The organism is Sphingobacterium detergens, assembly GCF_003610355.1.
Classification (GTDB): Bacteria; Bacteroidota; Bacteroidia; order Sphingobacteriales; family Sphingobacteriaceae; genus Sphingobacterium; species Sphingobacterium detergens.
Genome location: NZ_RAPY01000005.1, coordinates 373,097 through 396,873, shown reverse-complemented (window position 1 = coordinate 396,873; position 23,777 = coordinate 373,097). Strand labels below are relative to the sequence as shown.

The window sequence follows — 23,777 nt, the reverse complement described above, 5'->3', positions numbered from 1 at the left end:
GAATACAACAGGCGCACTCCGGAATAGTTTTACTTAAAACAGAAAATAGTACCTATACGGCTCGGTATCCGCAAATTAAATTGACAAAACTCCCGTTTAGGACAATTTTAATGCTCAAGCAGCTTGATTCTGATAAATTGAGACCTTTCACTCAAGGATCCTTCTTCGCCCCAATAACCATTTATATGGTTGGCCGCGGTATATATATGTCCATCTTTACCCCAAAATAACAGTTCCTCTTTCCAGGTCGGCATCCATTCTTTAAAGCTTACCGAAATCATCGGGATTACTTTCCCTTGTTTCACGTGGAAGAGTTGCAGATCACCTGTCGATTCATAGGGATCAGCATGGAAAGTCATCAGATATTTTTTGTCAGCAGAGAAGAAGGGATAATCACCACATTCCACGATAAGATGTCCATCCTTTCGGTCAAAAAGGCGTACATCAGCACTTTCCCAATAGTTTCCCGCAACGGCAAAGGCATTCAGAAAATCGTAATGACCCATGTACGAATAGCGAGACTCCAGCTCATTGTCGATATCTTTATCTGTAAAAGTCAGCTTTTTCCCATTTTCTAGCGGTAATTCCAGAATCTTTCCATTTTTAGTATAGGACAGCGTATCCTTGATCATATAATTTTTGGCCGTATTTCGGGCCGCTAAAAACGTTTGTTCATCGATCAATTCCACAAGAAGATATTTATCCAAAGGATGCCCTTTTTCGTAATAGCTTTCTTTTCCGTTCACCGTCTGTGAGACAATGATATTTAAATCCTTGGGTGATATTGTAATTTTATCCTGTTTGCCCAGTTTAGATTTCGCCACATATACTTTTTCCCATCGTGTTACATCATTGGCTTCGCCGTTAGCCCCTTTATAATCCCGTTGAACACGATCCATCACAGCAATCCACTCACCTTCCTCAGCGATTACATCCAGTTTTGTACCATAAGGATACTTTCCAAGTGTCGGAGCACTTTCATCCGCGCCCTGACGTAACACCACACCAGCACGGTCGATCACATAGAGGTTTTTCAAGACCTTTGTCTGATCATAGTTGATCGGCAATGGAGGAAATTTCTCCGCTACAGCAGTATTCTTGACCACAACCGAATCCATTTGAGTAGAATCTCCCTTTTGGGTACCCGTCTTCTTCGAACCGTCACCGCAGCCTGACATTCCTATGGAAATAGTCCCGTCGACCAGTATACACAGGGGTAAAAATAGCAGTCTTTTCATAAGGGTGAAGATAGCGATTCCTGTGCCGAAAAAAAATACTGGTATTCAGGGGTTCTTACCTCCCGATATAAATATCAAAAAGCCAACAGCTTTGGTTCATCGCTATTTGAGTAGCGACCACCGCAATTATTGTCTTTTTCATCCACAATAATTTTAGCTTTTTCGCCAAAGCGTCTTACGATTCACCTGAAGACCACCATGCATTCTTTTTGCCTTAATTACTGTCAATGTAATAACGATCGTGATCGTCAAAAAGCGGAAGCTATTCGCGTACCAGTTCCCAGCGGCAGTATCATCGACATCAAAGAGCATCCAAGCCAGATTCATCAGGATATGTAAAGCAATGGGAACCCAGAGGTTAAACTTCCACTCGGTATACAACCAGCCAAACAATACTGATCCAAAAAATGTTGTTGTGAAAATGAGGGCCAATTCCACCGGATCCTGACTTTGATATAAATGCAGTAATGCAAATACGAAAGACGTCGCCAGGATAGCGGGTATAAAACCCAAGCGCGTATAGCGATAAACAAGACCAAAAAAATAAGCCCTAAAGATAAGCTCTTCAAAAAATCCAGCAGATACAGTATTAATCATCAAAGAATTGAAATCAGGTTCTTTGATCAAGGAAAACTTAAATGCATACCCGATAAACATCGGGAGTGTTGCCAGCCCGCCGATAGCTAGCCCCGAAATAAATGATCCATTCAAACCAAATTTAGAAATCAGGGTGTCCTGATCTTTTGGGCGAAGTAAAAATGCTCCTACGAGCAGAGGGAGTAAGCTAAGTCCATAGGTTGATATATGCCCCAAGGTTCTGTTGTGAAGGAGGCTGGTCATTTTGGAATGGACAGAAGCAAAGAATAATTGATCCAAACCAAAGTAAACCCCGAAAAACAAAAACAAAACAAATAAATTCAAATTTGTGCGATTCATAACTTTTTGGGACAAAACTATAGGACAATCTCAGGACTGACAAAAATAAGTGGCGGATAGCAAAGATTAGGGACGAATGGCAAACAGCAGCTTAGAGTTTATTAAGCAGATTAATTCACTAAGTAGGGTTTTACCGAATGGAGCATCGAACGGGACACGAAAGCATACTCCTCCATATCCTCGAAACGCAAGAGAAATCCCTGCGCATTGCCCTCTTTGCTCAGGATCTTATCGAAGTTAACCAGATATGATCTGTGACAACGGTGGACATTTGCACCTGTCAGCAGCTCGGCTAGCTTCCCTAGCGTAATACGCACGATCTCCTTTTTTACCCTATTACCTTCGTAGAAATAGACTATGCAATAATTATCCATGGATTTGGCAAAAATAAAATCCTTTCGGCTAAAATATAAAAGCTGACTTCCATTAGCAACACAAACAATAGCATTGTCATCAGGAACAACAGCACGCTGATCCGTAAAGTCCATCCGAATCGGAGAAGCTGAATTCTGAGAGATGGGGTTCGATATATGCTGTTCAAGTAAGTTCGCTTGTATCGGCAAAACAAGATCTAGAGAAACAGCGGGTTGAGAGACGGAGTTCGGTATAAGCGGTTCAGATAAACCCGTCGGTACCAGAGAGGCCAGTCTCTGAGGCGCAGAGTTCGAGCCATGAACAGTAGGTTTCGCCAGATTTGTATGTATAATTGCTAAAAAATAGATCAGTCCAATGGGCACATAAAGTGATAGGGTATAAAGCCCCATATATAGCAAGTTAATCCATTGCATGGGCACTTGACTAACAACCGAACTATTATACAGAAAATTCAATATCGTGGCTAATACATATACCAACAGCATACGCAGGAATTCTTTTCTTACTGTCCATTCCTTCCCATTGGACAACAAGGCCGAAGTTAATAGATAAGATAAGGCGAAAATAACCCCATAACCGGCTAATAGTAAGTACTTGCTAGAACCTTCGAAATTATAAGTACCAAAAGGCTGAAAAATAATTAAAAAAAGATAACAGGATACTCCCAGCAAAAAAGCATAACGCAGCGACCGCTGGAGTGAAAATATCCCCGGAATGACCTGTTGCCCCTGCTTTAACCAAAAGATTAAATTGATCATAATCAGCGACAATTTACTAAAATTTCATCATTTCATATTGTACTTTTCATTCGCGGAGAGACTTTCAAGCCAATTATAGCGACTACAACTTGCTGGTTTGCGAAGCTCATATGCCAGCAAGCTCCAGCCCATTGAAGATCTGCCATGGCAGGCGTACTCGTTGTTTATGGTAATCCACTTAGAGTGCTAAGGCTACTTGGTAGCCCCCTCCAAAAATTCCTTACCCAACTGTCAAAGACAGAACCTACCCATAACAATAGTTTACAAAAACGTTGATATAGCGATTATAGAGCTGTTTAAAGCTCTTTTTACATAGCTCTTCTCTGAAAGATACTCTTTTTGTAAAAGGCAGATCATAAAGCTGTTTATTTGATAAACCTATAAACAGCTTTGCTTTTTATTGATTAGTTTTGTGTTTCAACGATAAATTAGAGCATTTCGGTGGCATTATTATTCAACGAGGGACGTCCGGTAGTTAGACTAAGAGCATTTCGTGCTATCGACGATCCTAAAACCTGTGAACGTTTTATAGAAGGGCATGCCCATGTCTTGACAGCAATAGGTGTCAAGAAAGTTACTTCATCCAAAAATGACTGGATGTATAATCCGGCATCATTCGTCCTTATTGTAGAGTCACTTGACGGTGAGAAGGTATATGGAGGAGTTCGGATACATGCTGCTGGAGGGAGTGAACCACTACCGATAGAACAGGCTACAGGCGCTATGGATGCACGTATCTACGATTTAGTATACGACTACGCACTTCACGGTACCGGAGAAGGCTGTGGTCTATGGAACTCCCGTGAGATCGCAGGCTATGGCATCGGCAGTATCTTCCTCACTAGAGCCGGAGCAGCTATCAGTACACAGATCGGGATCAAATCCCTGTTTGCACTATGTGCTCCATACACAGTAAAACTGGCTGAGAGTGTCGGTTATCGGATAGATACCAGCGTTGGTAACAATGGAACTTTTTACTATCCCAAATTGGATTTATTGGCAACAGTTATGATCATGAGAAATCTGGATACATTAACCGAAGCCGATCAGGAAAACAAGGAGGCAATATTTTCACTCCGAAGCAATTCCAATATTGTCCGGATAGAGACCTTGCGAAAGAAAGAAATTGAAATTCACTATCAAATAGACATTCCCAATTTAGATCGTTGGGATCTTGACGAAGTCATAAAAAATTTGCAACACACATCGGCAGATCTCAAAGCAGATCATCGTAATCTAAATATTTTGTAATGGATACTAAACACTATGGTGCCAATTATTTACAGGACACCGGAGACTTTCTCAAGCAACTAAAAATACATTCCTATAGCCCTTTCAACATAATCAAAGAAGGGCTTGTTGCCGATCTGGGCTGCGGTACCGGAATGGACGCTGTTAACCTTGCAAATATGTTAGGAAACAATGTACAGGTCGTTGGCGTTGACCATGACGCTGTATTGATCGATCATGCCAAGTCGGGGAGCAAGGGCGTCAGCAACGTCAATTTCGTACAGGGCGAAGTATATCAGCTTGGTTTTGAGAATGAGAGCGTTTCGGGCGTACGGATGGAGCGACTTGTTCAGCATCTGACAGCTCCGCAAAACATGTTTCAGGAGGTCTATCGCATATTGCGCAAAGGGCAACCCTTGGTTATTGTAGAAACAATATGGAATAGCCTGACTTTTTATACGCAACATGTGGATATAGAGGCTAAAATATGTCATTACTTGACAGAAGATAAAGTCAATAACGGTTGGGCAGGCAACAAACTGACAACAGATCTCCTTGCAAATGGATTTCAACAGGTTCAACTGCAAACATTCAATATGGTAACACGCTCTAGGGAAGAAGCTAGCCGTTATTTATTTTTGGATAAAATACTATTGGAGATGTGTGAAAAGGGTAAATTAAGTCAAGCAGAATATGACGATTTCCAGCTAACACTGAACCAATTGGATGAATCTGGCTGTTTTTTAGTCTCCATGAATTTAGTAATCGCTCAAGCTAAAAAATAGTATCCTAAAGATGAAGCGCTGGTTTTTCCTGATCTGTCTTTTTATTTTCGCATACCTGCCATCACGTGCGCAGCTCACTATTGATCAATCTGGGCAACGGTTGCTGATTGGCCATATGCTCGAGCGCTATACAGGCCCCGAAATCTCAGATTTTTCAACAGTTTCATCATCATCGGCCTTTCAACCGCTAAACAGTGAGGTGCCTAACCTAGGGACATCCCCCGATGCCATCTGGTTACGCCTGCCTGTTAAAAATAATACCAAACAAGATTTAGATCTTCTTTTAGAGATCGCCTATCCATTATTGGATGAGATTGAATTGTATAGCCCTAATGAGAATGGTACATATCGATCCATTAGACTGGGAGAACACCAAAATTTCTCACTAAGAAAATACAAAGTCCCCAATTACATATTTGATATTCATCTGCACTGTCAGTCAGAAAAAGTCTTTTTTCTCCGTATTAAAAGTGTTGAGCAAATCATATTGCCGATCTACCTCAGTAGCGAACGCAAATTTATGACGCAGATGAATAACGATAGCCTCCTTAGTGGTATTTATATTGGTATCGTGTTTATTATGGCGATATACAACCTTTTTCTGTTTTTTTCTGTCCGGGACAAGGGCTACCTCTACTATGTCCTATATGTTGTTTGTGCAGGGATCACTCAAATGGGTATCAAAGGCTATAGTTTTCAATATTTATGGCCGAACTGGCCTTATTTTGCGACCAAAGGTCCGATTATTTTCGGTTGTTTGTCTGGACTTAGCGCCTTGCTCTTCGCGGGTTCATTTCTCCAATTACAGAAGAATGCTCCTCGATCAAAACGTATAATCACGATCTTTATCGTATTATTTGCCCTTGGTACCATCCTCGCATTGATCAATCTAACACAGCCCGCATTTTTTGTGATGCAAGTGACCACCGGTATAGGCTCTTTGTTTGTCCTCTATCTATCCTACCGCATCATGATCAGCGGCTATAGCCCCGCGAAATACTTTGTCTATGGTTGGACAGTCCTATTATTGGGATCCGTAGTGTTTTTGTTAAAGGACTATGGAATATTAGACTACAACAACTTTACCAGCAATTCGGTACAGATCGCTTCAGTTATCGAAATGGCTTTACTTTCATTCGGTCTGGCATACAGTATCAATATACTTAAACAGGAAAAAGATGAGTCCCAAAAACGAGAATTGGCTATTTCTTTGGAAAATGAACAACTTATCCGTGAGCAGAATACGGTGTTAGAACAAAAGGTAGATGAGCGGACACATGAACTGAAAGAATCCAATGCATCACTGCAAACCACACTGGCACATCTGAAAGAAGCCCAGTCACAGCTTGTCGAAGCTGAAAAAATGGCTTCTTTAGGACAGTTGACAGCGGGAGTAGCCCACGAGATTAACAATCCGATAAACTTTGTCACCTCCAATGTCGCTCCACTGAAGCGCGATATCAAGATGATCTGGGAAACATTGGACGAAGTCGAACGTATTGCATTTAATACAGACCTTTCCGATAGCGAAAAACAGTTACAGATCAAAAAATTTAAAGATGATTTGGATATCGGATACCTGAAGACCGAAGTCGATTATCTATTGAAAGGAATGGACGAAGGAGCTCATCGAACAGCTGAAATTGTAAAAAGTTTACGTATCTTTTCTCGTGTCGACGAAGACACCTTAAAATTTGCAGATATCAATGAAGGTCTAACGTCCACCATGATCATACTTAACAGTTTGATAAACAATTCGATCGAAGTAGAAAAAAATCTTGGCAATCTACCAAGAATAGAATGTCATGCCGGAAAACTGAATCAGGTATTTCTGAATATTATCACTAACGCGGTGTATGCCATAGACAAAAAATTCGGTGGCAATAGTGGAGGGCAACTATGTATTGAAACGGGACTTACAGCTGATCAATCCGCTATTTTTGTTAAAATAGCAGACAACGGTATTGGTATCCCAGAAAGCATTAGAGACCGAATTTTTGAACCCTTTTTCACGACAAAAGATGTAGGTGAAGGAACTGGACTGGGTATGTCTATTGCCTATAATACCATTGCAAAACATCATGGTAAGATTATTGTAGAATCAGAAGTAGGAGAGGGAACTGCTTTTACATTATACATTCCCATACAACAAACAAATTGATGCCAAAGTAAACCCGAATAGTTCGATAAATTATCATTAATTTCGTTCATTTTGGGAAGATAAACCAGATTATAAAAATTATGCAGACGGAGATTGAAATATTATATATTGATGATGAAGCAAATAACTTGGTTGGTTTTAAAGCAAATTTTAGATACGACTATGTCATTCATACCGCATCAAATACAGCAGAAGCCGAAAAAATACTTCTTTCCAATCCAGATATCCGTGTGATCTTTTGTGATCAACGTATGCCAGGGGAATTGGGAATAGATTTTCTCCACCGCATCAAAAAAGATTATCCGAAGCCAATCCGTATTCTATTGACCGCTTATGCTGACATGGATACGGTTATCGATGCGATCAATAAGGGCCATATATTTCGGTTCGTTCGCAAGCCCTGGATGGGTGAAGAAATTATCTCTGCGATCGAAGAGGCGAATAAATTTTATGTCGCAAATTCACTATTGGAGACAAAGAACCAAGAATTGCAGAAAGCATACGATGAGCTCGATAAATTTGCCTATAGTGTGAGTCATGATTTACGTGATCCGTTGACAGGTGTACTCTCTGCGGTAAAACTAGGACTAGAATTTAACAGTATAGACCGCATCCACGAGTTGCTTACCTTGATGGATAGTTCATTGGTCAGTCTGGACGCCTACATCGATAGCTTACGGGATTATTACCTCTTGCGAAGAGGCGAACTTATGTTATCTGAAATTAATTTTGATGAGCTTTTTGACAATGTTAGACAGTTCTATAAAATGTATACACAAAATAAGGATGTAACATTTGATATCCGTGTGGAGCAGAAAGAACCATTTCATTGCGATAAAGCCATCCTGGAATTAATCTTGCACAATTTGCTGTCTAATGCTTTCAAATATCAGCAAAAAGAGCAGGCAAATCCATTTGTCAAATTATCGGTTGACGTATCTGACCAACAAGCGACCATTGTTGTGAGGGATAATGGTATTGGAATTTCGCCCGAACATATCAGCGATATTTTCAAGTTATTTTTTAGAGGCAGTGACCAGGCCAAAGGAATGGGATTTGGCTTATACAATGTACAGAACGCCCTGCTTAAGCTACAGGGTTCAATCGATGTGCAATCGCCACCAAATACAGGAACAACATTTACAGTTAGGATACCGAGCAAATAAGATTTGCTATCCTAAAAAACAGCATTTTTAGGATAGCAGCTTTTGCCGTAGCATAAACTCCAATTGATCATTGGACGTTTCGAGCTGGGCATTCGTTTCAATTATTTTTTGCCGTTCAGTATACACTTCATAAGCACGTTGAATTGTTTCATCGAGCTCCTTCTCACTCCAAGGTTTATTGAGGTAATGAAATATCTTTCCCTTATTAACGGCATCGACCACTGCAGCCATATCGGCATACCCCGTTAAAAGGATGCGCATTGGAGCGGCATCAATTTTTATGACTTCTTCCAAAAATTCTACGCCTGTCATTTCAGGCATCCGCTGATCAGTGATAATGATATCAATGGGGTTATTTTTGACAAGTTCTATCGCTTCGGCACCACTGATGGCCGTAAACACCTTATATTTTAATCGAAATGTTGCTTTAAAGGAAAACAGGTTATTCTCCTCATCGTCAACATACAATATCGAAATCTTCTTATTTTTCATAAGCTCGTTACCTCCGGTACAAATTTACGGAATAAATCTTCCGGATTAAGTAACAAGAAAGTAGTTTTATGCGATTAGCACTTCTGTCGATAGCTTATACTTCTAATTTTTAGCAGTAATCGTTAGATTTTTAAAGTCCCCATCTGATGTATGACCTGTCCAAAATCCCACTTTTCCCTCGGATTTTCCATGTAAGGATTGCACCTCAAGTGCTGGGGTAGTATCCGAATTAAAATAAATTTTGATCGTTTGTCCGATTACAAAGAGCTTTACATGAAACCAATCGTTAGGGTCCACCACAGATGTTATGGGTGCTTCGTATTTATCGGGAAACTGCTTTCTCAGATAGGGCCAGTCATTTGTTGGTAGCGCAATATACTGCACCGCATGTTTCTTTCTTATCTGATCCTTTGCATAAAAATTAAATGGGCGGAAATATATGGCTTCATAGGTTGTATCATTAATCCCGTGAAATGCTATCCCGACAAAGCTCTGTTGCAATAGGTCTTTTCCTCTGACATCGAATTCGATATAACCATTTTTAAAAGAACTATCTTTTATCCATGCGATACCAGCGTTGGGCCGACCATTCATATGGACGACAGGTGTTCCTGTACTGTCCTTTTCTACAGTCACTGTCCTGTTGACAGGATATAAATTATCCAAAGATAAATTTGTTTTGACGGGCTCCTGTCCTGATGCTATAGACAGCAAAGAAAAGAGTAAACACAAGCAGCATGTAATTTTAAATTTAATCATATTGTTAAAAGATTTGATGTTTATATTAGGCATTGCAAAATATACTTTGATAAAGATAGTTCGCAATGGATATATCCTGAATTCATAGCTTGTTCAAATCTGTGCAAGTTTAATCGTGATTAAATATGACTGAAAATCAACACCATATCAACAAATGCAAAGAGCTCATCGAAGAAAAAGTCGGGTGGGGAAGTAGCGCAGGTTGGCAATCGCAGGATTTTGATAACCTGAGTGAATTGATTTATAAGCAAACCAATGTTGTCCTCAGCACAAGCACCCTCAAAAGAATCTGGGGAAAGGTACAATACAATAGCAATCCCAATTTAAGCACACTAGATGCGTTAGCCAAATTTTCGGGATTCTCCAATTGGCGCACACTAACATCTTCCATCCCCATCGCTGATCAAAACAATAAAGAGGAGCTCAAGAGAAGACCTCCTGCTAAAATAGCATATGGCTGCCTTATCCTGTTAATATTAACAGGATTTCTGATAGGGATCAATAGATTTCAAGGAAAATCAACGAATGAATTATCCTATCGTAAAATCAGCTTTAGTAGTAAACCTGTGACAACAGGGGTACCCAATACTGTCATATTCGAGTACGATGCAAGTCATTCCAATGCAGACAGTGTCTTTATTCAACAAAACTGGGATTCAAAAAGAAGGATAAAAGTCGATAAAAACCGTCATGAACACGCCAGTACCTATTACCGTCCGGGATATTACCGGGCAAAATTGGTCCTCAATGACTCTATTGTCAAAGAGCATGATATTTTTATAGAATCCGAAGATTGGATGGGCTTTATAACGAAGGAACCTATTCCAATGTATTTGCCCAAGGAAATGATTGATCATGGGGACTGGCAGGGGCTGAAACAACAGGATATACCACAAAGTACCAATAACTACAATTCCGAAATACCGGAATTTGTATTAACACAGGTTTCCAGGGGATGGAATATCGACAGTAAAAATTTCACTCTATCCCTGGCCATTCAGAATACATATCAGCAACTTAATGCTCCTTGCCAACAAAGTGGAATAACACTCTTGGGAACGGATGGGATAATTATGATTCCGCTCTCCAAACCAGGCTGTGTCGGCGAACTCCAATTGTGGATTGGAGAACAATTATTGGATGGTACCTCCAACAATCTATCTGCTTTTGGAGTTGACTTCTCTTCACCTGTAGCAGTCAAATGCGTATCGAAATCGGGAAAGATTAAGATAGAACTGAATGACAAACTTGCCTATCAGGGATTGTTTCCTACTGGAATCGGGAAGATTGTTGGTGTCCGAGTTTTCTTTCAGGGGTCTGGACTTATCAAATCATTTGATATCCGTGATACAGCCGTATTACCCCATTAGAACTTAACCAAACACTGAATAGTAATTATACTTAACATCCCTCTTCGTTGCATCTAAATGTAAAATTTGGACAGCTTTAGTTCTATTTCTTAAGCAAACAAATTGTCCTATTCAGTTATTTAGGGTTTACGACGAAGGTCCAGATCTTGAAAATCAAAGCTAAAATCAATATTTGGAGAAATCCCCTTCATTTTGATGCTTTCAGCCTTTCCTTCTTTATTTAAGGTGAAGGTTGCAAGTACATCACAGTTCATGTCCTGATAATCCCATCGGATAGCGAAAATATCCTTCTCATACACATGCATTAAACCATTTAATTTGGGAGATCGAACACTGCGGATTCGAAGTTCCTTATCTTTTAGATAGACTTGTACTTCTCCAAACCAGCGATCAGAGTAGGAACCAATATATTTCTGAATATCAACCTTCTGTTTTTTTAGCGAATCTACCTTCGCCCATACTTTTGTTGTTGCCTCATCATCCTTACCTTTGTTTTGCGCAAGGAAATTGACACCCATGTCGACCCATTTCAGTTCACTTAAGCCTAAATACTTATCCAAAATAGCGTTTGTTACAGCATGATTGAGTGCCCCACCAGAGTGATCTGAATTATTTAGTATAGTAATACCCAAGTTCAGATCTGGCACCAATATCACCTCAGAATGCATTCCTGGTACATATCCAGAATGTGAAACAACCATACAACCATTTTTATCTGTAAGAAACCAACCGAGCCCATAACCTAAAAAATGTGATTTATAGCGTTTTGATTCCTCTACCCCCAATGGTGTATGAATTGTCCACATCCGTTTGCTATTGGCTACAGAGAATAAGGTTGAATCTAAATTATGTCCGTATTTTCCTCGATTCAATTGAACAGACATCCACTTGGTCATGTCAGCAACATTTGAGTAGATTCCCCCTGCTGCTGCGGCTTCACTGTTTTCGAAAAAATTTATCCTTTTCACTTTATTGGCTATCAAACTATGTGGGCTAGCAGTATTCTCATCTTTCAGCATGGACTTTTTATCCACTTTTGAGCGATTCATTCCCAAAGGCATCAGAATACGATTTTCGACAAACGTTCCGAAAGGCTGTCCGCTCACACGATGGATTACCTCTCCAGCGACAATATAAAGTAAATTATCGTAGTCAAATTGAGTCCGAAATGCGGAAACGGGTTTAAAATATTGAAAAACTTTTACGACATCCTTTGCACCAAAATCTCCCCCGTCCGGAAAGAACATGAGATCGCCAACACCAAGTCCAAGTCCACTGCGATGAGTCAACAGATCAGCAATATTCATGTTTTCGGTGACATAATCGTTGTACATCTTAAACTCCGGAATGTGATCCTTTACTTTATCCTCCCAGGTAATCTTTCCCTCTTCAACCAAAATTGCCAATGCGGCCACGGTAAAAGCTTTGGACGTGCTGGCTATCTGAAAGTTAGTATACTCATTAACAAGGAATGGTGCATCTATATCGCGGGTTCCATATCCTTTTTGAATGACTACTTTTCCATCTTTGACAATTGCGATGGCTGCGCCGGTCACCTCTAACTTGGCCAATGCGGACTTCATAAGCGAGTCTACCTGAAATGCTGTTACTTGTGCAATGACTTGCATTGATATTCCAAAGTTGATCAATGCCGTAAATAGAAATCGTTTAAAAATCTTCATGTCATATTTAATATGGATACATCCCGCTTACAATATCATGGTCAGTACTCCTTTTTTTAAGGAGAAATTGCAATACGCTAATTTACATTAATTATGGGTTTATTTATTATCGATCGAGGCTTACTTACGTAGAAAGTAACGGGTTTCTATTCAATTCTCGAATCTTTTTCCAGTTTTTTGGTTTGGGCTTTGTTATAGGACCTGCCCTTGGGGGACTTTTTACTACATGGGGATTGCGTACACCATTTTATGCTGCAGATATTCTTTGTTTTTTAAATTTTATTTTTGGTTATTTTGTTTTACCCGAATCATTAAAACCTGAAAACCGCCGCCCTTTTTATTGGACAAAAGCCAATCCCATTGGTTCACTAAAACTTTTTTCCAAATACCCTGCACTTTGGGGATTAGCAGTTTGCTTTTTACTTTTTAATTTAGCAGGCCACGCCGGACAAAGCAATTGGAGCTTTTTTGTCATGGATCAGTTTGACTGGACAGAAGCTCAAGTGGGTGTTTCGCTTGCAATAATTGGCGGAATGATAGGTTTGGTACAAGGTGTGTTTATTCGTTACACTACCCCACGATTGGGAAATGAAAAAAGCGTGTACATAGGTTTGCTTTTGTATGCACTAGGTATGATATTGTTAGCCATTGCTACCCAAAGTTGGATGCTTTATGCTTTTTTGATCCCTTATGTACTAGGCAACATTGCTTATCCCGCTTTACAGTCACTCATAACGGAGCAGGTACCACCCAACGAACAGGGGGCGCTACAAGGTGGACTGAATAGTATTATGAGCCTTGCGGCAATCTTTGGCCCCCTGATGATGACGCAGACTTTTTATTATTTCAGCCAGGGCGACGCGCCAATACATTTTCCCGGCGCCCCTTTTATTTTGGGGGCATTGCTGATGCTGTCCAGTGCGCTATTATCCTATTATTTTTTGCACTATAGAAAAAGACGGCGATAATTTTCCAATAAACAAAAAAAGCCGCCCTACTTGCGTAAAACGGCTTTTTTCTAAGGTGACCCCGCTGAGGCTCGAACTCAGGACCCACAGATTAAGAGTCTGTTGCTCTACCAACTGAGCTACGAAGTCATTCGATAAATCAAATGTAAGATTCACCAAAGAGAAAGTCAAGTATAAAATAGATTTTTTATTCTTTGCCTTTCATTTTTTGCGCCATTGCTTCGATCGCCTTGGATGTGCGTTCATACATCGGTTCTACAAATTCATATAACATCTGATAACTGTCAAAAACCTGCTCCGCAAAGTCTAAATTCGACATATACGTACCTGATATTTCCTGATAAGCTTCCAAAAAAGCCTGCTGATCATCATCGACAGAAACAATATTGACGGGTTTAAAATTCTCGTGAACAAATGGAGGTAGAAATCGGCATACACTAATATTTATTCATCGTGGGAATGTCCACTTACTTCATAGGGGCAGCTATCTTTCCCATAATCATCGGCCTAACCGTCATCTCTATCGGTTTTTTTATTGCTGTTTTAGCTCCTTTTTTCAATGGGATGACGACAGTTCGATAGCCGATCATTTCTGCCCGAAGTTCCTGATTCTTGTTCAGGAGCGATTGCGGTACCCAAAGTTCAAAATTACCTTTTTCATCAGCCTGTGTATGATAGTTTCCTATGGTCACATTAGTGCCCATCATACTGTCCCCTCCAGAAGCGCAGACAATTTTTCCGGCAATCTTTACTTTACTGCTATCCTGATTTGATGATACCTGCCTGTTGTTACCTCGAAGGTTTGAATTTATTTTTTTACCTTCAGATTTACTTGTTCCATCTCCCTTCAATTGTACCACAATCACTTCTCCTGTCGTCTTATTATTAACACGATGGTCTGGATTTAGTTGCTTTCCGACAGTTTTATTTGCCCCTTTTGATTGTACCGTAGTGACTTCTCCCGTTGTGAAGGTCTTCTGAGCCTGCGCAGTATGAAAGCTCAATGAACCGATCAACATCAGTCCTGCAGCAATACCACTCCATCTATTGCGCCATAGCGGATTTTTTGCAAAGGAAACACTGGCATCCAGTTCACGTAACAGCTGATCTTCATAAAATCGGCCACAAAGCCCTTTACTAGATTTTTTGATCTGATCTACAATTTCCTGATCGCTCATCTCCGAGAAATCAACGACTACCTTTTCACACTTGCCACAAAAGCGTCCCTGTTCCTGTGCTGTCATTTTACCCCAATCTGCTGTGCAGGATTCTTTTACTTGTAATATGATCTTTTCCATGTCTATCTCTTTATGTTTGGTAAGGGATGCACAAAAATTCAAGATTCCACAAGGGCGGAACAAAATAATTTTAAATAGCTGTAAAGAGGGAATAGGGGAATACCAGTAAAAATAAAAAACAGGCTGAATCCAAAAAAAGGTCGGACACAGCCTGTTCACAATATATATTATCGCTTTCAAATCAACTTTGGAAGCTATTTTTCGAAATCGCCTTTCGATATAGTCCTGCTATAGCTGGAGGGGATCCCCCAGCCTGTAGCCATTTATTCATATCACCGCACTATTTGAGATCAGCTAGGATTTCCTTCACTGCACGCTCCAGCTGCGGATCTTTATTTTCCATACGGTCCTGTACAGTATTTTTCACAAAAATATCCGGTGCGACACCCGTCTGCTCCAGATCCTGTCCATCTAGGGTATAACATCCCCAGGAAGGTAATCGGTAGAAAGAGCCATCGACCAATCCTTTACCTGAGGTAAAGATGATCCAGCGGTAGGTTTCGTTACCTATAATTTTACCCAGTTTCAGTGCTTTGAACCCCGCTGCAGTCATCTCCGCATCACTCAGCGATTGCTCATTGATCAACAGCACGATCGGCTTGGCTGCAGGTGCGAAATTACTTTGCGGTGCACGCTTCCCACCACGATATTGCCATTGTAGGTAAGGGCGCTGCGACAAAAAGCGCAATACCTCATCATGCACATTTCCACCGGTATTATATCGTAAGTCTAAGATGATACCTTGCTTGTTATTTTCCTGCTCGGCCATATCGATGAGAAAACGTTGCAATTCGCCGCCCGACATATTCTTCATGTGCGAATAGGCGATCTTATTGTCACTCAGTTTATCTACACGGCTACGGTTATCCTTGATCCATTCATCGTAAATCAATTCCCTAAAAGCTGTACTGGAAGCCGGTCGTACATTCGTTTGAACCTCTTTTCCATTACGGCTCAAAGTCAGCTGAATTTCCTCTTCTAATGATGGCCAGGTAAAATAGCTGTCTCGATCTGCCGCAGTATTCAATTTAACACCATTGACAGCGACCAATACATCTCCTTCTTTGATATCCACCTCTTTCTTTGCCGCCGGTCCATTGGTCACAATGCGACTAATCTTATAAGGGTTCTGGCTATCATATTCCACGCCGATTTCGTTGGTCACAAAGCCGAATGGTTTACGCTCTTCAGCTCCCATTGAACTGAAGCCCAGGTGTGATGAGTTCAGCTCGCCCAACATATCATTCAGGAGAATACGCAGGTCATTCCGGTCGTTGATGCCGGCCAGATATTTTTCGTATTTCTTTTTGGTTGCGGTCCAGTCTACACCATGGAAGTTGCTATCATAAAAATTCTCTTCCAGATTGGCCCAGGTCTCATAAAACATCTGGTTAAACTCTTTCTCCAGATCCTTATTAAATTTATAGCTCATGGTTATTGCGTCGAGCTTGTTTCCCTCCAGGCTATATTTCTGTATGATACCGCGTTGAAGTACAAAATACTTGCCTGCCGATTCCTGTATCTGTCCCATTCCACCCTCAATAACTTTTTCTGTTTTTGGAGCAGTGAATGGTTCATATACTGTACGGTAAGCACTGAATTTTCCTTCGTGGTCAGACGAATAGAACACATAGGTCTTATCTGCCTTTTGGATTACCAAAGGACTGTACTGAGTCCCGGATGCAGGGCTGACTTGTTCAATACGATCCCGCAAGCCCTCAAGATCAAGCTGCACCAAGACTGTTTTCTTTGGTTCTGCACTTGGGGCCGTCGGCTTATTCTTATCTGCATTAGCCTTACTCTTATCCTTGGCATCGTTTTCTTTTTTAGGTGTTGTTGGCTTATTTGAGACTGAATCTTTCTTTACAGTAGGCTGTGCAAATAATTCATCAAACTTCGTACTGCGATAAGGCTGGTCAAAATTGGTCAGCGCCATACGGAAAATACTCAAATTTTGCATTCCGGTAGGGTATAGAGGTTTTATTCTATTGCTGGCAAAGTAAATATACTTCCCATCTGGAGACCAATAGGGGCTAATCTCAGAAACACCGGTATTGGTCAGGTTGGTCGTTTGTCCACTTTTGAGGTTATGGACAAAGATGTCCTGCTCAAAATTACGCATTGCGGTAAATAACAAATAATTACCGTCGGGCGAAAATGAAGGCGAAGAATTTTGGAATCCCCAGATTTCGTCTTTGACTACGGTCTGACTCTTTAGACTACCTAGATCCAACGTACGTACCTCATCACGGCCACTTAGGTATACCGCTTTTGTCCGGTCGGCATTAAAGGTAATGTCACGGTTGTTTCGAAGATCTTGGGTCAGCTGTTTCACTTCACCTTTGCCATCCGCAGTGCGGGAAAACCAATTTTGATAGCCTTGGAATGTTTGGCTATAGAGTAAAGTTTTGCTATCCTTAAGCCATTTGACCTCCATGACGCGCTCTCCCTGTCCGGACATCTGACGGACAAACTTGCCCTCGCTATCGGAAACAAAAAGCTCTCCTCGGGATACAAAAGCTATTTTTTTGCCATCTGGCGAGACATCAAAATTACTGATATTACCCGAAATATTGAATTCCTTTAGCTTGCCGAGGACCTGATTGCGGTTTAAAGCAATATTGGGTTGCATTGTTTTCTTTCCATTGACATCGTAAATATAGAGTTGATAACCCTTTTCAAATACGATCTTTTCGCCGTTTGCTGACACAAAAGGTCTCTTTACGGATTCTGGGAAGCTTGTCAGTGCTGTTTTGGTCTTGCCGTTGAGCTGATACAGGTTGTATTCGCCGTTGTTTTCATCCGAAACGTAGTATATTGTTCCCTTTTGGTCTATTGTAGGCCATAGGTCTTTTCCGACATAGTCTGTATATTGTTGAAATGCTTTTGTTTTGGGATTATAGGAGCGGATATCTGGATTGAATGCTCCTTTATAGCGCTTGCGGTTTGCCGAACTATATCCTTCCCAGCTATCGTTGAACAGAAGCTCTCCCGATGGTGTAGGAACGATCCCACTGATATAATTGAAAAAATGTGGAAATAAGCGTGTTGCCGTACCGCCATCTACTGAGACCTGGTAACCTCCCATACGATTATAACGTGTCGAAGTAAAATAGAGCGTTTTACTGTCCCAGCTCCAGCTATCCACTTCATCCGAGGCGTCATGCGCGGTCAATTGACGGATATCTCCACCCGCTAAGGGCATGACATAGACATCCATATTCCCGTTTTGATTAGCCGAGAATGCTAACCATTTACCATCTGGGGAGATTCGGGGATTGATCTCATTACCTTCCATACCAGTAAGGCGGACAGCAACCCCACCTTGGCTTGCTACTTTCCAAAGATCACCTTCATAACTGAATACCATCTCCTTCCCATCGGGTGTCAACGCGGGATGAGACAAGAATGTCGGTTGTTGCGCAACAACATAAGCAGTTCCGCCATAGGCCAGAACTGCACTCAAAAGCAGTTTTTTTATCATTATATCTAGGAGGCTAATAATTGTTTGCCTTTAACAAAAATAGAATAGCTTATTGAAAAATCATGGAAGTATTGCGAATTTTACATTTTTATTGAATTTAGCCCGGTGTTAATAGGCCTTATTTGAACATCTTCGTATATTTAATGTAAAGTAGGGACCTTCAATAGCTGGCATCTAATCATAGTAGCAATTAGCAGTATCGAATCAGACACAGGTAACATATATAGAATGTTGATAGTAAAACATTTAAAACATAAAAATTTATCCCAACGATTAAACGAAGATAATTAGTGTTGTTTATGAAGATAATTATCACTAGACTTTAATTACCGATTATACGCTCGCTCCGCTTAACGATCTTTTTTCTGTTGAGACTGGGCCGCCAAATTTCTTTATTGATCCTGTCGTAAAATGAAATAGTTATCCGTAACTTTGCACGCTCAAATCAAATACTATGGACGCACCGTTAACTCTCTCAGAGGAAGATCTTTACAATAAGCGCAATCGCATACGGATTGCAGTATCACTTTTCTTTTTTTGTCAGGGTATTGCTTTCGCATCCTGGGCTAGTCGCATCCCTGTCATCAAGGAGCGCCTCCATTTGAGCGAAGGACAACTAGGAACAATCCTATTGATGCTTCCTGTGGGACAACTGGCGACAATGGCTCTTTCCGGTAAGCTAGTTACAAAATATGGCAGTGCCAAAGTCCTGAGTATCGTACCGATTGCTTATGCATTGGTCCTCTGCTCCATCGCCTTTGCTCAAAATGCCTGGCAACTGGGGGCTATTCTATTTCTTTTTGGTGTAACTGGTAATATGTGCAATATTTCGGTCAATACACAGGGAGTAGCTACAGAGCAGATCTATAAAAAGTCTATTATGACATCTTTCCATGGCGCCTGGAGTATCGCGGGTTTTACAGGAGCGCTAGTTGGACTGCTGACCATGAACCTTGGCCTGGATACGTTACCTCATTTCTTGATTATATTGGCTTTCGTAACGGCCAATACCTTGATTAATCAGCGGCATCTGGTTCCGGGAAAATCGCCGCAGAAAGAAAAGCGGAGTTTCTTTTCCAGACCGGAGGGAAGCCTTTTGCAACTGGGTATCATTGGATTTTTCAGTATGGCAACCGAGGGAGCCATGTTTGACTGGAGTGGGGTATACTTTAAGGAAATTGTACACGCTCCCGAAAAATTCGTAGTCGTGGGATATGCCTCTTTTATGATCATGATGGCTATAGGCCGTTTTGTGGGTGATGGTGTAATTCGCAAACTGGGACGCAAAAGAACCTTACAATATAGTGGAATCTTGATGTTTGTGGGCATGATGACCTCGGTCGTTTTTCCTCAATTTATTGTATGTACCCTTGCTTTTATGCTTGTGGGGATCGGTGTTGCCTGTAATGTACCGTCGATCTATAGTATCGCTGGCCAAAACAAAAATGTCCCATCGGGCGTGGCATTGGCCATGGTATCGAGCATTAGCTACCTTGGTTTTCTAATGGGACCGCCGCTGATTGGCTATATCGCGGAGGTCTTTAGTCTCCGTTATTCTTATGGCGTTTTCGCCTGCTTCGGCTTACTTATGTTTGGCATGGTCGGAAGATTATCACTATTTAAGGAAACGCAACCACATTCGTAACAGTATTGGCTGTAGATTGTATACTCTTAGTATGTATACCTAACATTGATCGCCGCTTTTTCCACCGCTTTTTTACACGATTCCCTACGGTGTATTCGCCTGCTTCGGCTTACTTATGGTTGGCATCGTTGGAAGATTTTCCTTATTTAAGGAAACGCAATCTAATTAGCAGCATTATTGACCTTAGATAGTATATTCTTAAGAATTTAGTTGGATTCGACCGTTGTTATCGGCTTTTTACCGCCACTCCATAGGTGTTTTTGCCCGCCTCGGCTTAGCCATGTTTGGTATGACTGGAAGGCTACCCCTATTTAAGGAAAGGCAGCCAAATTCGTACTTAACCATGTTCGCTATGGTCTTCGTTCTTGCTTTGACCTATTTCTGTTTATCATGACCGGAAGGACCGCTCCCATCAATTTGATTTGAGGTAATTTAAAGTTGGATACCGGACGTTTATTGAATGAAATCATCGGCATAAGAATAAAATAAATACAGGTAGTCCCCACACCCAATAGTGATCCAAACGCGACATCTTCAAGGAAATGCTGCCCCAAATAAATTCTGGAATAGCCTGTTAACGCGGCTAGAATAAAACAAAACAGACCTATTCTTTTGTCCTTGGAAATAATAGCAACAGTCGCCGCCATAGCAAATGCAGAAGTCGTATGCCCCGAAGGAAAGGAATTGGCGTAGGCCACAGGTAACCAAGAGACAACATGGAATGTCGGGTCCCCTTTAAACATCGCTGCCGGACGCTCTGCATGAAATATACTTTTCAAAACACAGCATACCAAGCCCGAAAAAACATAAGTTCCAAAAATTCCCTTGGCAAAATTCCATTTTTTCAGAAAGCAAAACACAAGAGCTAGGGCTATAATACAGATCCCATCCCCAACATATGTGTTCAATGTCATGAGAATATCTGCCCACAGAGCATGATGACTATTAATAAACTGAAATGATTCTCTCTTTGTAACAAAAAGTAGGATAGAGGCAATCAGTATAAACCATATACCGAAGGTTATGAAAAAGGCACGATTGGTATTATATATCCTTTTAAATTGATTCTGAATCACTTTTATCATTTCACAGGCTTTATCGGACAAATTTAGCTGCCGAACATTAGTAAGTCATTAATTTGTAATAAAATTTAAATTAACACAATTTTTACCAATACTGAAAATATTATGACAAAAGTCCGGAAATGTTACAGAATTAATGACATAATGAGTTTATTGATGATCAACACTAAAAGATATATCTCTTTTTAATGTTCTCTGTATCCCATGATCTATAATTAGTGCTATCCCCGCTCTTTCCTTTTGAACCAACAGTTGATCATATTTCAGGAACACAGTATGTTTTTTATTCAAGAGCCAATTATTCAAAAGCCAAAAAATGTTATTTCATATTGATGCGCGTTTCCAAAAAGTATTCCAGTTAGAATAATAATCCATGCAATACTTTATAATAACATCGGTTTTTATTAAATCTGTTATGCGAACAAATTTAAAATCGAAAAGAAAATCGAAAAGAAAATCGAAATGACAACTTTAATGTTTAACAATATGCCCGGCGGAGAGCAGGTGCAAGTCCTGCACATATCAATTCTTTTTGAGTGTACGCAGCACCGTTGGGCTACTTATTTAAAATCTTCAAAAAGTTATGCGTACACTCAAGAAGCAAATAAGCACACGACCTGAGGTCAGGAGCTTAAAAATCCAACCAACAATCAAATTTAATCGCTGGTGCCAGACTAGAGTACCTGTTATCAGGTTAAGCAGCCTCTGGCTAGAAAAATTAGGCTTTACTCCCGAAAAGCGGGTCTCTGTCATGACCATGGACAAGCTTCTCTTTATCAAATTAGAGGAATAGCACTACAGAATAGCAAAGATGATTCTGTCTTAAAATAAAACAGGAGAAATACCTTTTATCGTATTTCTCCTGCAATTGAAAAGTGATATCATTACTATCATTTCTCTCTATGTAGCCCCGAGCAGAATCGAACTGCTATCAAATGTTTAGGAAACATCTATTCTATCCGTTGAACTACGGGGCCCTTTCAAAAGCCAAACTTAGGTTTATTTTACAAATAAGTCAATAGCTATATGAAAATCCATCCTATATTTTTTGTAGGCTTCCATCATTAAGAAAAAAATAGCTCGATGATGATGTTCAACAATGACTCAACGACCATTGCATGACCATATACATCCAATAACGAAGTAACTAAGAATTAATCCGGAATAGCCTTAGATACCCTGCGACAGTTCACCCATAACTATAAACACAACAGGTCAATGCAGCCATCTTAAACAGATTGCAATCGGTGCAATGTGCTCAACTATTTGACAGGAAAATTTAAAGTGAATTTTATAAAGAAAAAAAATGTGGAGGGAGAAGGATTCGAACCTTCGAAGCCGAAGCAACGGATTTACAGTCCGTCCCATTTGACCGCTCTGGAACCCCTCCAGCATTGCGCTATTTTGAAATAGAACGTCGCAAAAGTAGGTTTTGCATAGCACTTGTGCAACTATTTTGATGCATTAATCTGTAACTACCCCAGTATGAATTGCTTTATTTTTTCGAAACATCCCAGATCCCGTATAAACACATCATCAACCACATATTAATATAATAAAAACTTATTGTTATATTCTAGTCATAATAGATTTTGACGATAGTGTATTGGTAAAATCAATTCGCTTTTTGATCGGAGTTGCCTTATCTTTGTGCCAACAAAAAAAGAAAGATATATTATGAGTTTCACAGGTAAAAGTTTTCCAAGCATTACGGTAGATGCAATCGATTATTTAGGCGACAATTTGCAGATCAACATTTTCGAAAAAGCAGTTAAAGAAGGTAAAAAAGTAATTTTATTCTGGTATCCAAAAGATTTCACTTTTGTATGTCCTACAGAATTACATGCTTTCCAAGAGGCTGCTGCTGAATTTGAAAAACGCAACACAATCTTAATCGGTGCTTCTTGCGACACAAACGAAGTTCACTTTGCTTGGTTAAACACTGCAAAAGATAATGGCGGTATCGAAGGTGTTGAATATCCTATTTTAGCTGATACTAACCGCAACTTATCTAGTGTATTAGGTATCTTAGACGTTCAAGAAGTTGAGCATCCTGAGTATGGTACATTAGCACAAGGATCTGCTGTTACTTACAGAGCTACTTATTTGATCGACGAAACTGGCCGTGTATTCCACGAGTCTGTAAACGATATGCCTTTGGGCCGTAACGTAAAAGAATATTTACGTTTGATCGACGCTTACGCTCACGTACAAAAATTTGGCGAAGTATGTCCTGCAAACTGGGAAGAAGGTAAAGATGCAATGAATGCAGACAGAAAAGGTGTAGCTGACTATTTAGCTAAACACTAACAATAAAAGACCCTAGGTCTTATCAACAGGGGCCTTTA

Annotated in this window: 19 protein-coding genes and 3 tRNA genes; 9 read left to right on the top strand and 13 right to left on the bottom strand. The window is 40.4% G+C overall.

Annotated elements, in window-relative coordinates; all coding sequences use genetic code 11:
- Positions 1-107: 107 nt before the first annotated feature.
- The 3 genes from DFQ12_RS22680 to DFQ12_RS22670 all read right to left on the bottom strand — a co-directional run bounded on the left by DFQ12_RS22680 (position 108) and on the right by DFQ12_RS22670 (position 3,307).
- Positions 108-1,238, bottom strand: a complete 1,131-nt coding sequence (locus tag DFQ12_RS22680; RefSeq protein ID WP_147420465.1) for an SH3 domain-containing protein — start codon at positions 1,236-1,238, stop codon at positions 108-110.
- Positions 1,239-1,391: 153 nt separating this feature from the next.
- The gene (locus DFQ12_RS22675; RefSeq protein ID WP_120261341.1) at positions 1,392-2,174 is read right to left on the bottom strand and encodes a CPBP family intramembrane glutamic endopeptidase; all 783 of its coding nucleotides are present in this window, start codon (positions 2,172-2,174) and stop codon (positions 1,392-1,394) included.
- Between the two features lie 110 nt (positions 2,175-2,284).
- Entirely contained in the window at positions 2,285-3,307 is a 1,023-nt protein-coding gene (locus DFQ12_RS22670; protein WP_120261340.1) for a LytTR family DNA-binding domain-containing protein, read from the bottom strand.
- Positions 3,308-3,748: 441 nt separating this feature from the next.
- Between DFQ12_RS22670 and DFQ12_RS22665 the strand changes: the two genes are divergently transcribed.
- From DFQ12_RS22665 to DFQ12_RS22650, 4 genes are all read left to right on the top strand, one after another.
- Entirely contained in the window at positions 3,749-4,558 is an 810-nt protein-coding gene (locus tag DFQ12_RS22665; protein WP_120261339.1) for a hypothetical protein, read from the top strand.
- Complete coding sequence (locus DFQ12_RS22660; RefSeq protein WP_120261338.1) at positions 4,558-5,322, top strand: methyltransferase domain-containing protein; 765 nt, start codon at positions 4,558-4,560, stop codon at positions 5,320-5,322. The genes DFQ12_RS22665 and DFQ12_RS22660 overlap by 1 nt, the downstream gene beginning before the upstream one ends.
- 10 nt (positions 5,323-5,332) lie before the next feature.
- Positions 5,333-7,483: a sensor histidine kinase gene (locus DFQ12_RS22655; RefSeq protein ID WP_120261337.1), complete on the top strand. Its 2,151-nt coding sequence runs from the start codon at positions 5,333-5,335 to the stop codon at positions 7,481-7,483.
- An 80-nt stretch (positions 7,484-7,563) separates the two neighbouring features.
- Positions 7,564-8,649 carry a hybrid sensor histidine kinase/response regulator gene (locus DFQ12_RS22650; RefSeq protein ID WP_120261336.1) on the top strand — a complete coding sequence of 362 codons (1,086 nt, stop codon included), beginning with the start codon at positions 7,564-7,566 and terminating at the stop codon, positions 8,647-8,649.
- A gap of 27 nt (positions 8,650-8,676) precedes the next feature.
- Here DFQ12_RS22650 and DFQ12_RS22645 read toward each other — a convergent pair whose 3' ends face one another.
- Complete coding sequence (locus tag DFQ12_RS22645; RefSeq protein WP_120261335.1) at positions 8,677-9,141, bottom strand: response regulator; 465 nt, start codon at positions 9,139-9,141, stop codon at positions 8,677-8,679.
- Between the two features lie 102 nt (positions 9,142-9,243).
- The gene (locus DFQ12_RS22640; protein WP_147420464.1) at positions 9,244-9,807 is read right to left on the bottom strand and encodes a 3-keto-alpha-glucoside-1,2-lyase-like domain-containing protein; all 564 of its coding nucleotides are present in this window, start codon (positions 9,805-9,807) and stop codon (positions 9,244-9,246) included.
- Positions 9,808-10,025: 218 nt separating this feature from the next.
- On the opposite strand from DFQ12_RS22640, the gene DFQ12_RS22635 reads away from it, so the two are divergent.
- Positions 10,026-11,270 carry a hypothetical protein gene (locus DFQ12_RS22635; protein WP_120261333.1) on the top strand — a complete coding sequence of 415 codons (1,245 nt, stop codon included), beginning with the start codon at positions 10,026-10,028 and terminating at the stop codon, positions 11,268-11,270.
- A 119-nt stretch (positions 11,271-11,389) separates the two neighbouring features.
- Here the strand turns inward: DFQ12_RS22635 and DFQ12_RS22630 are convergent, their stop codons facing one another.
- A complete protein-coding gene (locus DFQ12_RS22630) occupies positions 11,390-12,952 on the bottom strand; it encodes a serine hydrolase (RefSeq protein WP_208642606.1) in 1,563 nt (520 codons plus the stop codon).
- Between the two features lie 182 nt (positions 12,953-13,134).
- On the opposite strand from DFQ12_RS22630, the gene DFQ12_RS22625 reads away from it, so the two are divergent.
- Entirely contained in the window at positions 13,135-13,920 is a 786-nt protein-coding gene (locus tag DFQ12_RS22625; RefSeq protein ID WP_208642605.1) for an MFS transporter, read from the top strand.
- 56 nt (positions 13,921-13,976) lie between these two features.
- On the opposite strand, the gene DFQ12_RS22620 is transcribed toward DFQ12_RS22625, so the two are convergent.
- From DFQ12_RS22620 to DFQ12_RS22610, 4 genes are all read right to left on the bottom strand, one after another.
- Positions 13,977-14,049, bottom strand: a tRNA-Lys gene (locus tag DFQ12_RS22620).
- Positions 14,050-14,107: 58 nt separating this feature from the next.
- Positions 14,108-14,239, bottom strand: coding sequence for a hypothetical protein (locus DFQ12_RS28545; RefSeq protein ID WP_262903109.1), 132 nt, complete (start codon positions 14,237-14,239; stop codon positions 14,108-14,110).
- A 148-nt stretch (positions 14,240-14,387) separates the two neighbouring features.
- Complete coding sequence (locus tag DFQ12_RS22615) at positions 14,388-15,218, bottom strand: peptidase associated/transthyretin-like domain-containing protein (RefSeq protein ID WP_120261331.1); 831 nt, start codon at positions 15,216-15,218, stop codon at positions 14,388-14,390.
- A 280-nt stretch (positions 15,219-15,498) separates the two neighbouring features.
- Entirely contained in the window at positions 15,499-18,684 is a 3,186-nt protein-coding gene (locus tag DFQ12_RS22610; RefSeq protein WP_244211822.1) for a S41 family peptidase, read from the bottom strand.
- 472 nt (positions 18,685-19,156) lie between these two features.
- Here DFQ12_RS22610 and DFQ12_RS22605 point away from each other — a divergent pair, with 472 nt between their 5' ends.
- Positions 19,157-20,347 carry an MFS transporter gene (locus DFQ12_RS22605; protein ID WP_120261329.1) on the top strand — a complete coding sequence of 397 codons (1,191 nt, stop codon included), beginning with the start codon at positions 19,157-19,159 and terminating at the stop codon, positions 20,345-20,347.
- Positions 20,348-20,697: 350 nt separating this feature from the next.
- Here DFQ12_RS22605 and DFQ12_RS22600 read toward each other — a convergent pair whose 3' ends face one another.
- A complete protein-coding gene (locus tag DFQ12_RS22600) occupies positions 20,698-21,432 on the bottom strand; it encodes a phosphatase PAP2 family protein (RefSeq protein ID WP_120261328.1) in 735 nt (244 codons plus the stop codon).
- 580 nt (positions 21,433-22,012) lie between these two features.
- Between DFQ12_RS22600 and DFQ12_RS22595 the strand changes: the two genes are divergently transcribed.
- Positions 22,013-22,222, top strand: a complete 210-nt coding sequence (locus DFQ12_RS22595; RefSeq protein WP_120261327.1) for a SymE family type I addiction module toxin — start codon at positions 22,013-22,015, stop codon at positions 22,220-22,222.
- A 112-nt stretch (positions 22,223-22,334) separates the two neighbouring features.
- On the opposite strand, the gene DFQ12_RS22590 is transcribed toward DFQ12_RS22595, so the two are convergent.
- Positions 22,335-22,406 (bottom strand) — tRNA-Arg (locus DFQ12_RS22590).
- A gap of 332 nt (positions 22,407-22,738) precedes the next feature.
- A tRNA-Tyr gene (locus DFQ12_RS22585) sits at positions 22,739-22,819 on the bottom strand.
- 287 nt (positions 22,820-23,106) lie between these two features.
- Between DFQ12_RS22585 and DFQ12_RS22580 the strand changes: the two genes are divergently transcribed.
- The gene (locus DFQ12_RS22580) at positions 23,107-23,739 is read left to right on the top strand and encodes a peroxiredoxin (RefSeq protein ID WP_120261326.1); all 633 of its coding nucleotides are present in this window, start codon (positions 23,107-23,109) and stop codon (positions 23,737-23,739) included.
- Positions 23,740-23,777 lie beyond the last annotated feature (38 nt).

Bases quoted from the DNA above. Each gene is read 5' to 3' on its own strand.
- DFQ12_RS22630 (WP_208642606.1), bottom strand. From the start codon at position 12,952: ATGAAGATTTTTAAACGATTTCTATTTACGGCATTGATCAACTTTGGA.
- DFQ12_RS22670 (WP_120261340.1), bottom strand. From the start codon at position 3,307: ATGATCAATTTAATCTTTTGGTTAAAGCAGGGGCAACAGGTCATTCCG.
- DFQ12_RS22650 (WP_120261336.1), top strand. From the start codon at position 7,564: ATGCAGACGGAGATTGAAATATTATATATTGATGATGAAGCAAATAAC.
- DFQ12_RS28545 (WP_262903109.1), bottom strand. From the start codon at position 14,239: ATGTCGAATTTAGACTTTGCGGAGCAGGTTTTTGACAGTTATCAGATG.
- DFQ12_RS22675 (WP_120261341.1), bottom strand. From the start codon at position 2,174: ATGAATCGCACAAATTTGAATTTATTTGTTTTGTTTTTGTTTTTCGGG.
- DFQ12_RS22645 (WP_120261335.1), bottom strand. From the start codon at position 9,141: ATGAAAAATAAGAAGATTTCGATATTGTATGTTGACGATGAGGAGAAT.
- DFQ12_RS22635 (WP_120261333.1), top strand. From the start codon at position 10,026: ATGACTGAAAATCAACACCATATCAACAAATGCAAAGAGCTCATCGAA.
- DFQ12_RS22580 (WP_120261326.1), top strand. From the start codon at position 23,107: ATGAGTTTCACAGGTAAAAGTTTTCCAAGCATTACGGTAGATGCAATC.
- DFQ12_RS22605 (WP_120261329.1), top strand. From the start codon at position 19,157: ATGGACGCACCGTTAACTCTCTCAGAGGAAGATCTTTACAATAAGCGC.
- DFQ12_RS22615 (WP_120261331.1), bottom strand. From the start codon at position 15,218: ATGGAAAAGATCATATTACAAGTAAAAGAATCCTGCACAGCAGATTGG.
- DFQ12_RS22595 (WP_120261327.1), top strand. From the start codon at position 22,013: ATGCGTACACTCAAGAAGCAAATAAGCACACGACCTGAGGTCAGGAGC.
- DFQ12_RS22660 (WP_120261338.1), top strand. From the start codon at position 4,558: ATGGATACTAAACACTATGGTGCCAATTATTTACAGGACACCGGAGAC.
- DFQ12_RS22600 (WP_120261328.1), bottom strand. From the start codon at position 21,432: ATGATAAAAGTGATTCAGAATCAATTTAAAAGGATATATAATACCAAT.
- DFQ12_RS22655 (WP_120261337.1), top strand. From the start codon at position 5,333: ATGAAGCGCTGGTTTTTCCTGATCTGTCTTTTTATTTTCGCATACCTG.
- DFQ12_RS22680 (WP_147420465.1), bottom strand. From the start codon at position 1,238: ATGAAAAGACTGCTATTTTTACCCCTGTGTATACTGGTCGACGGGACT.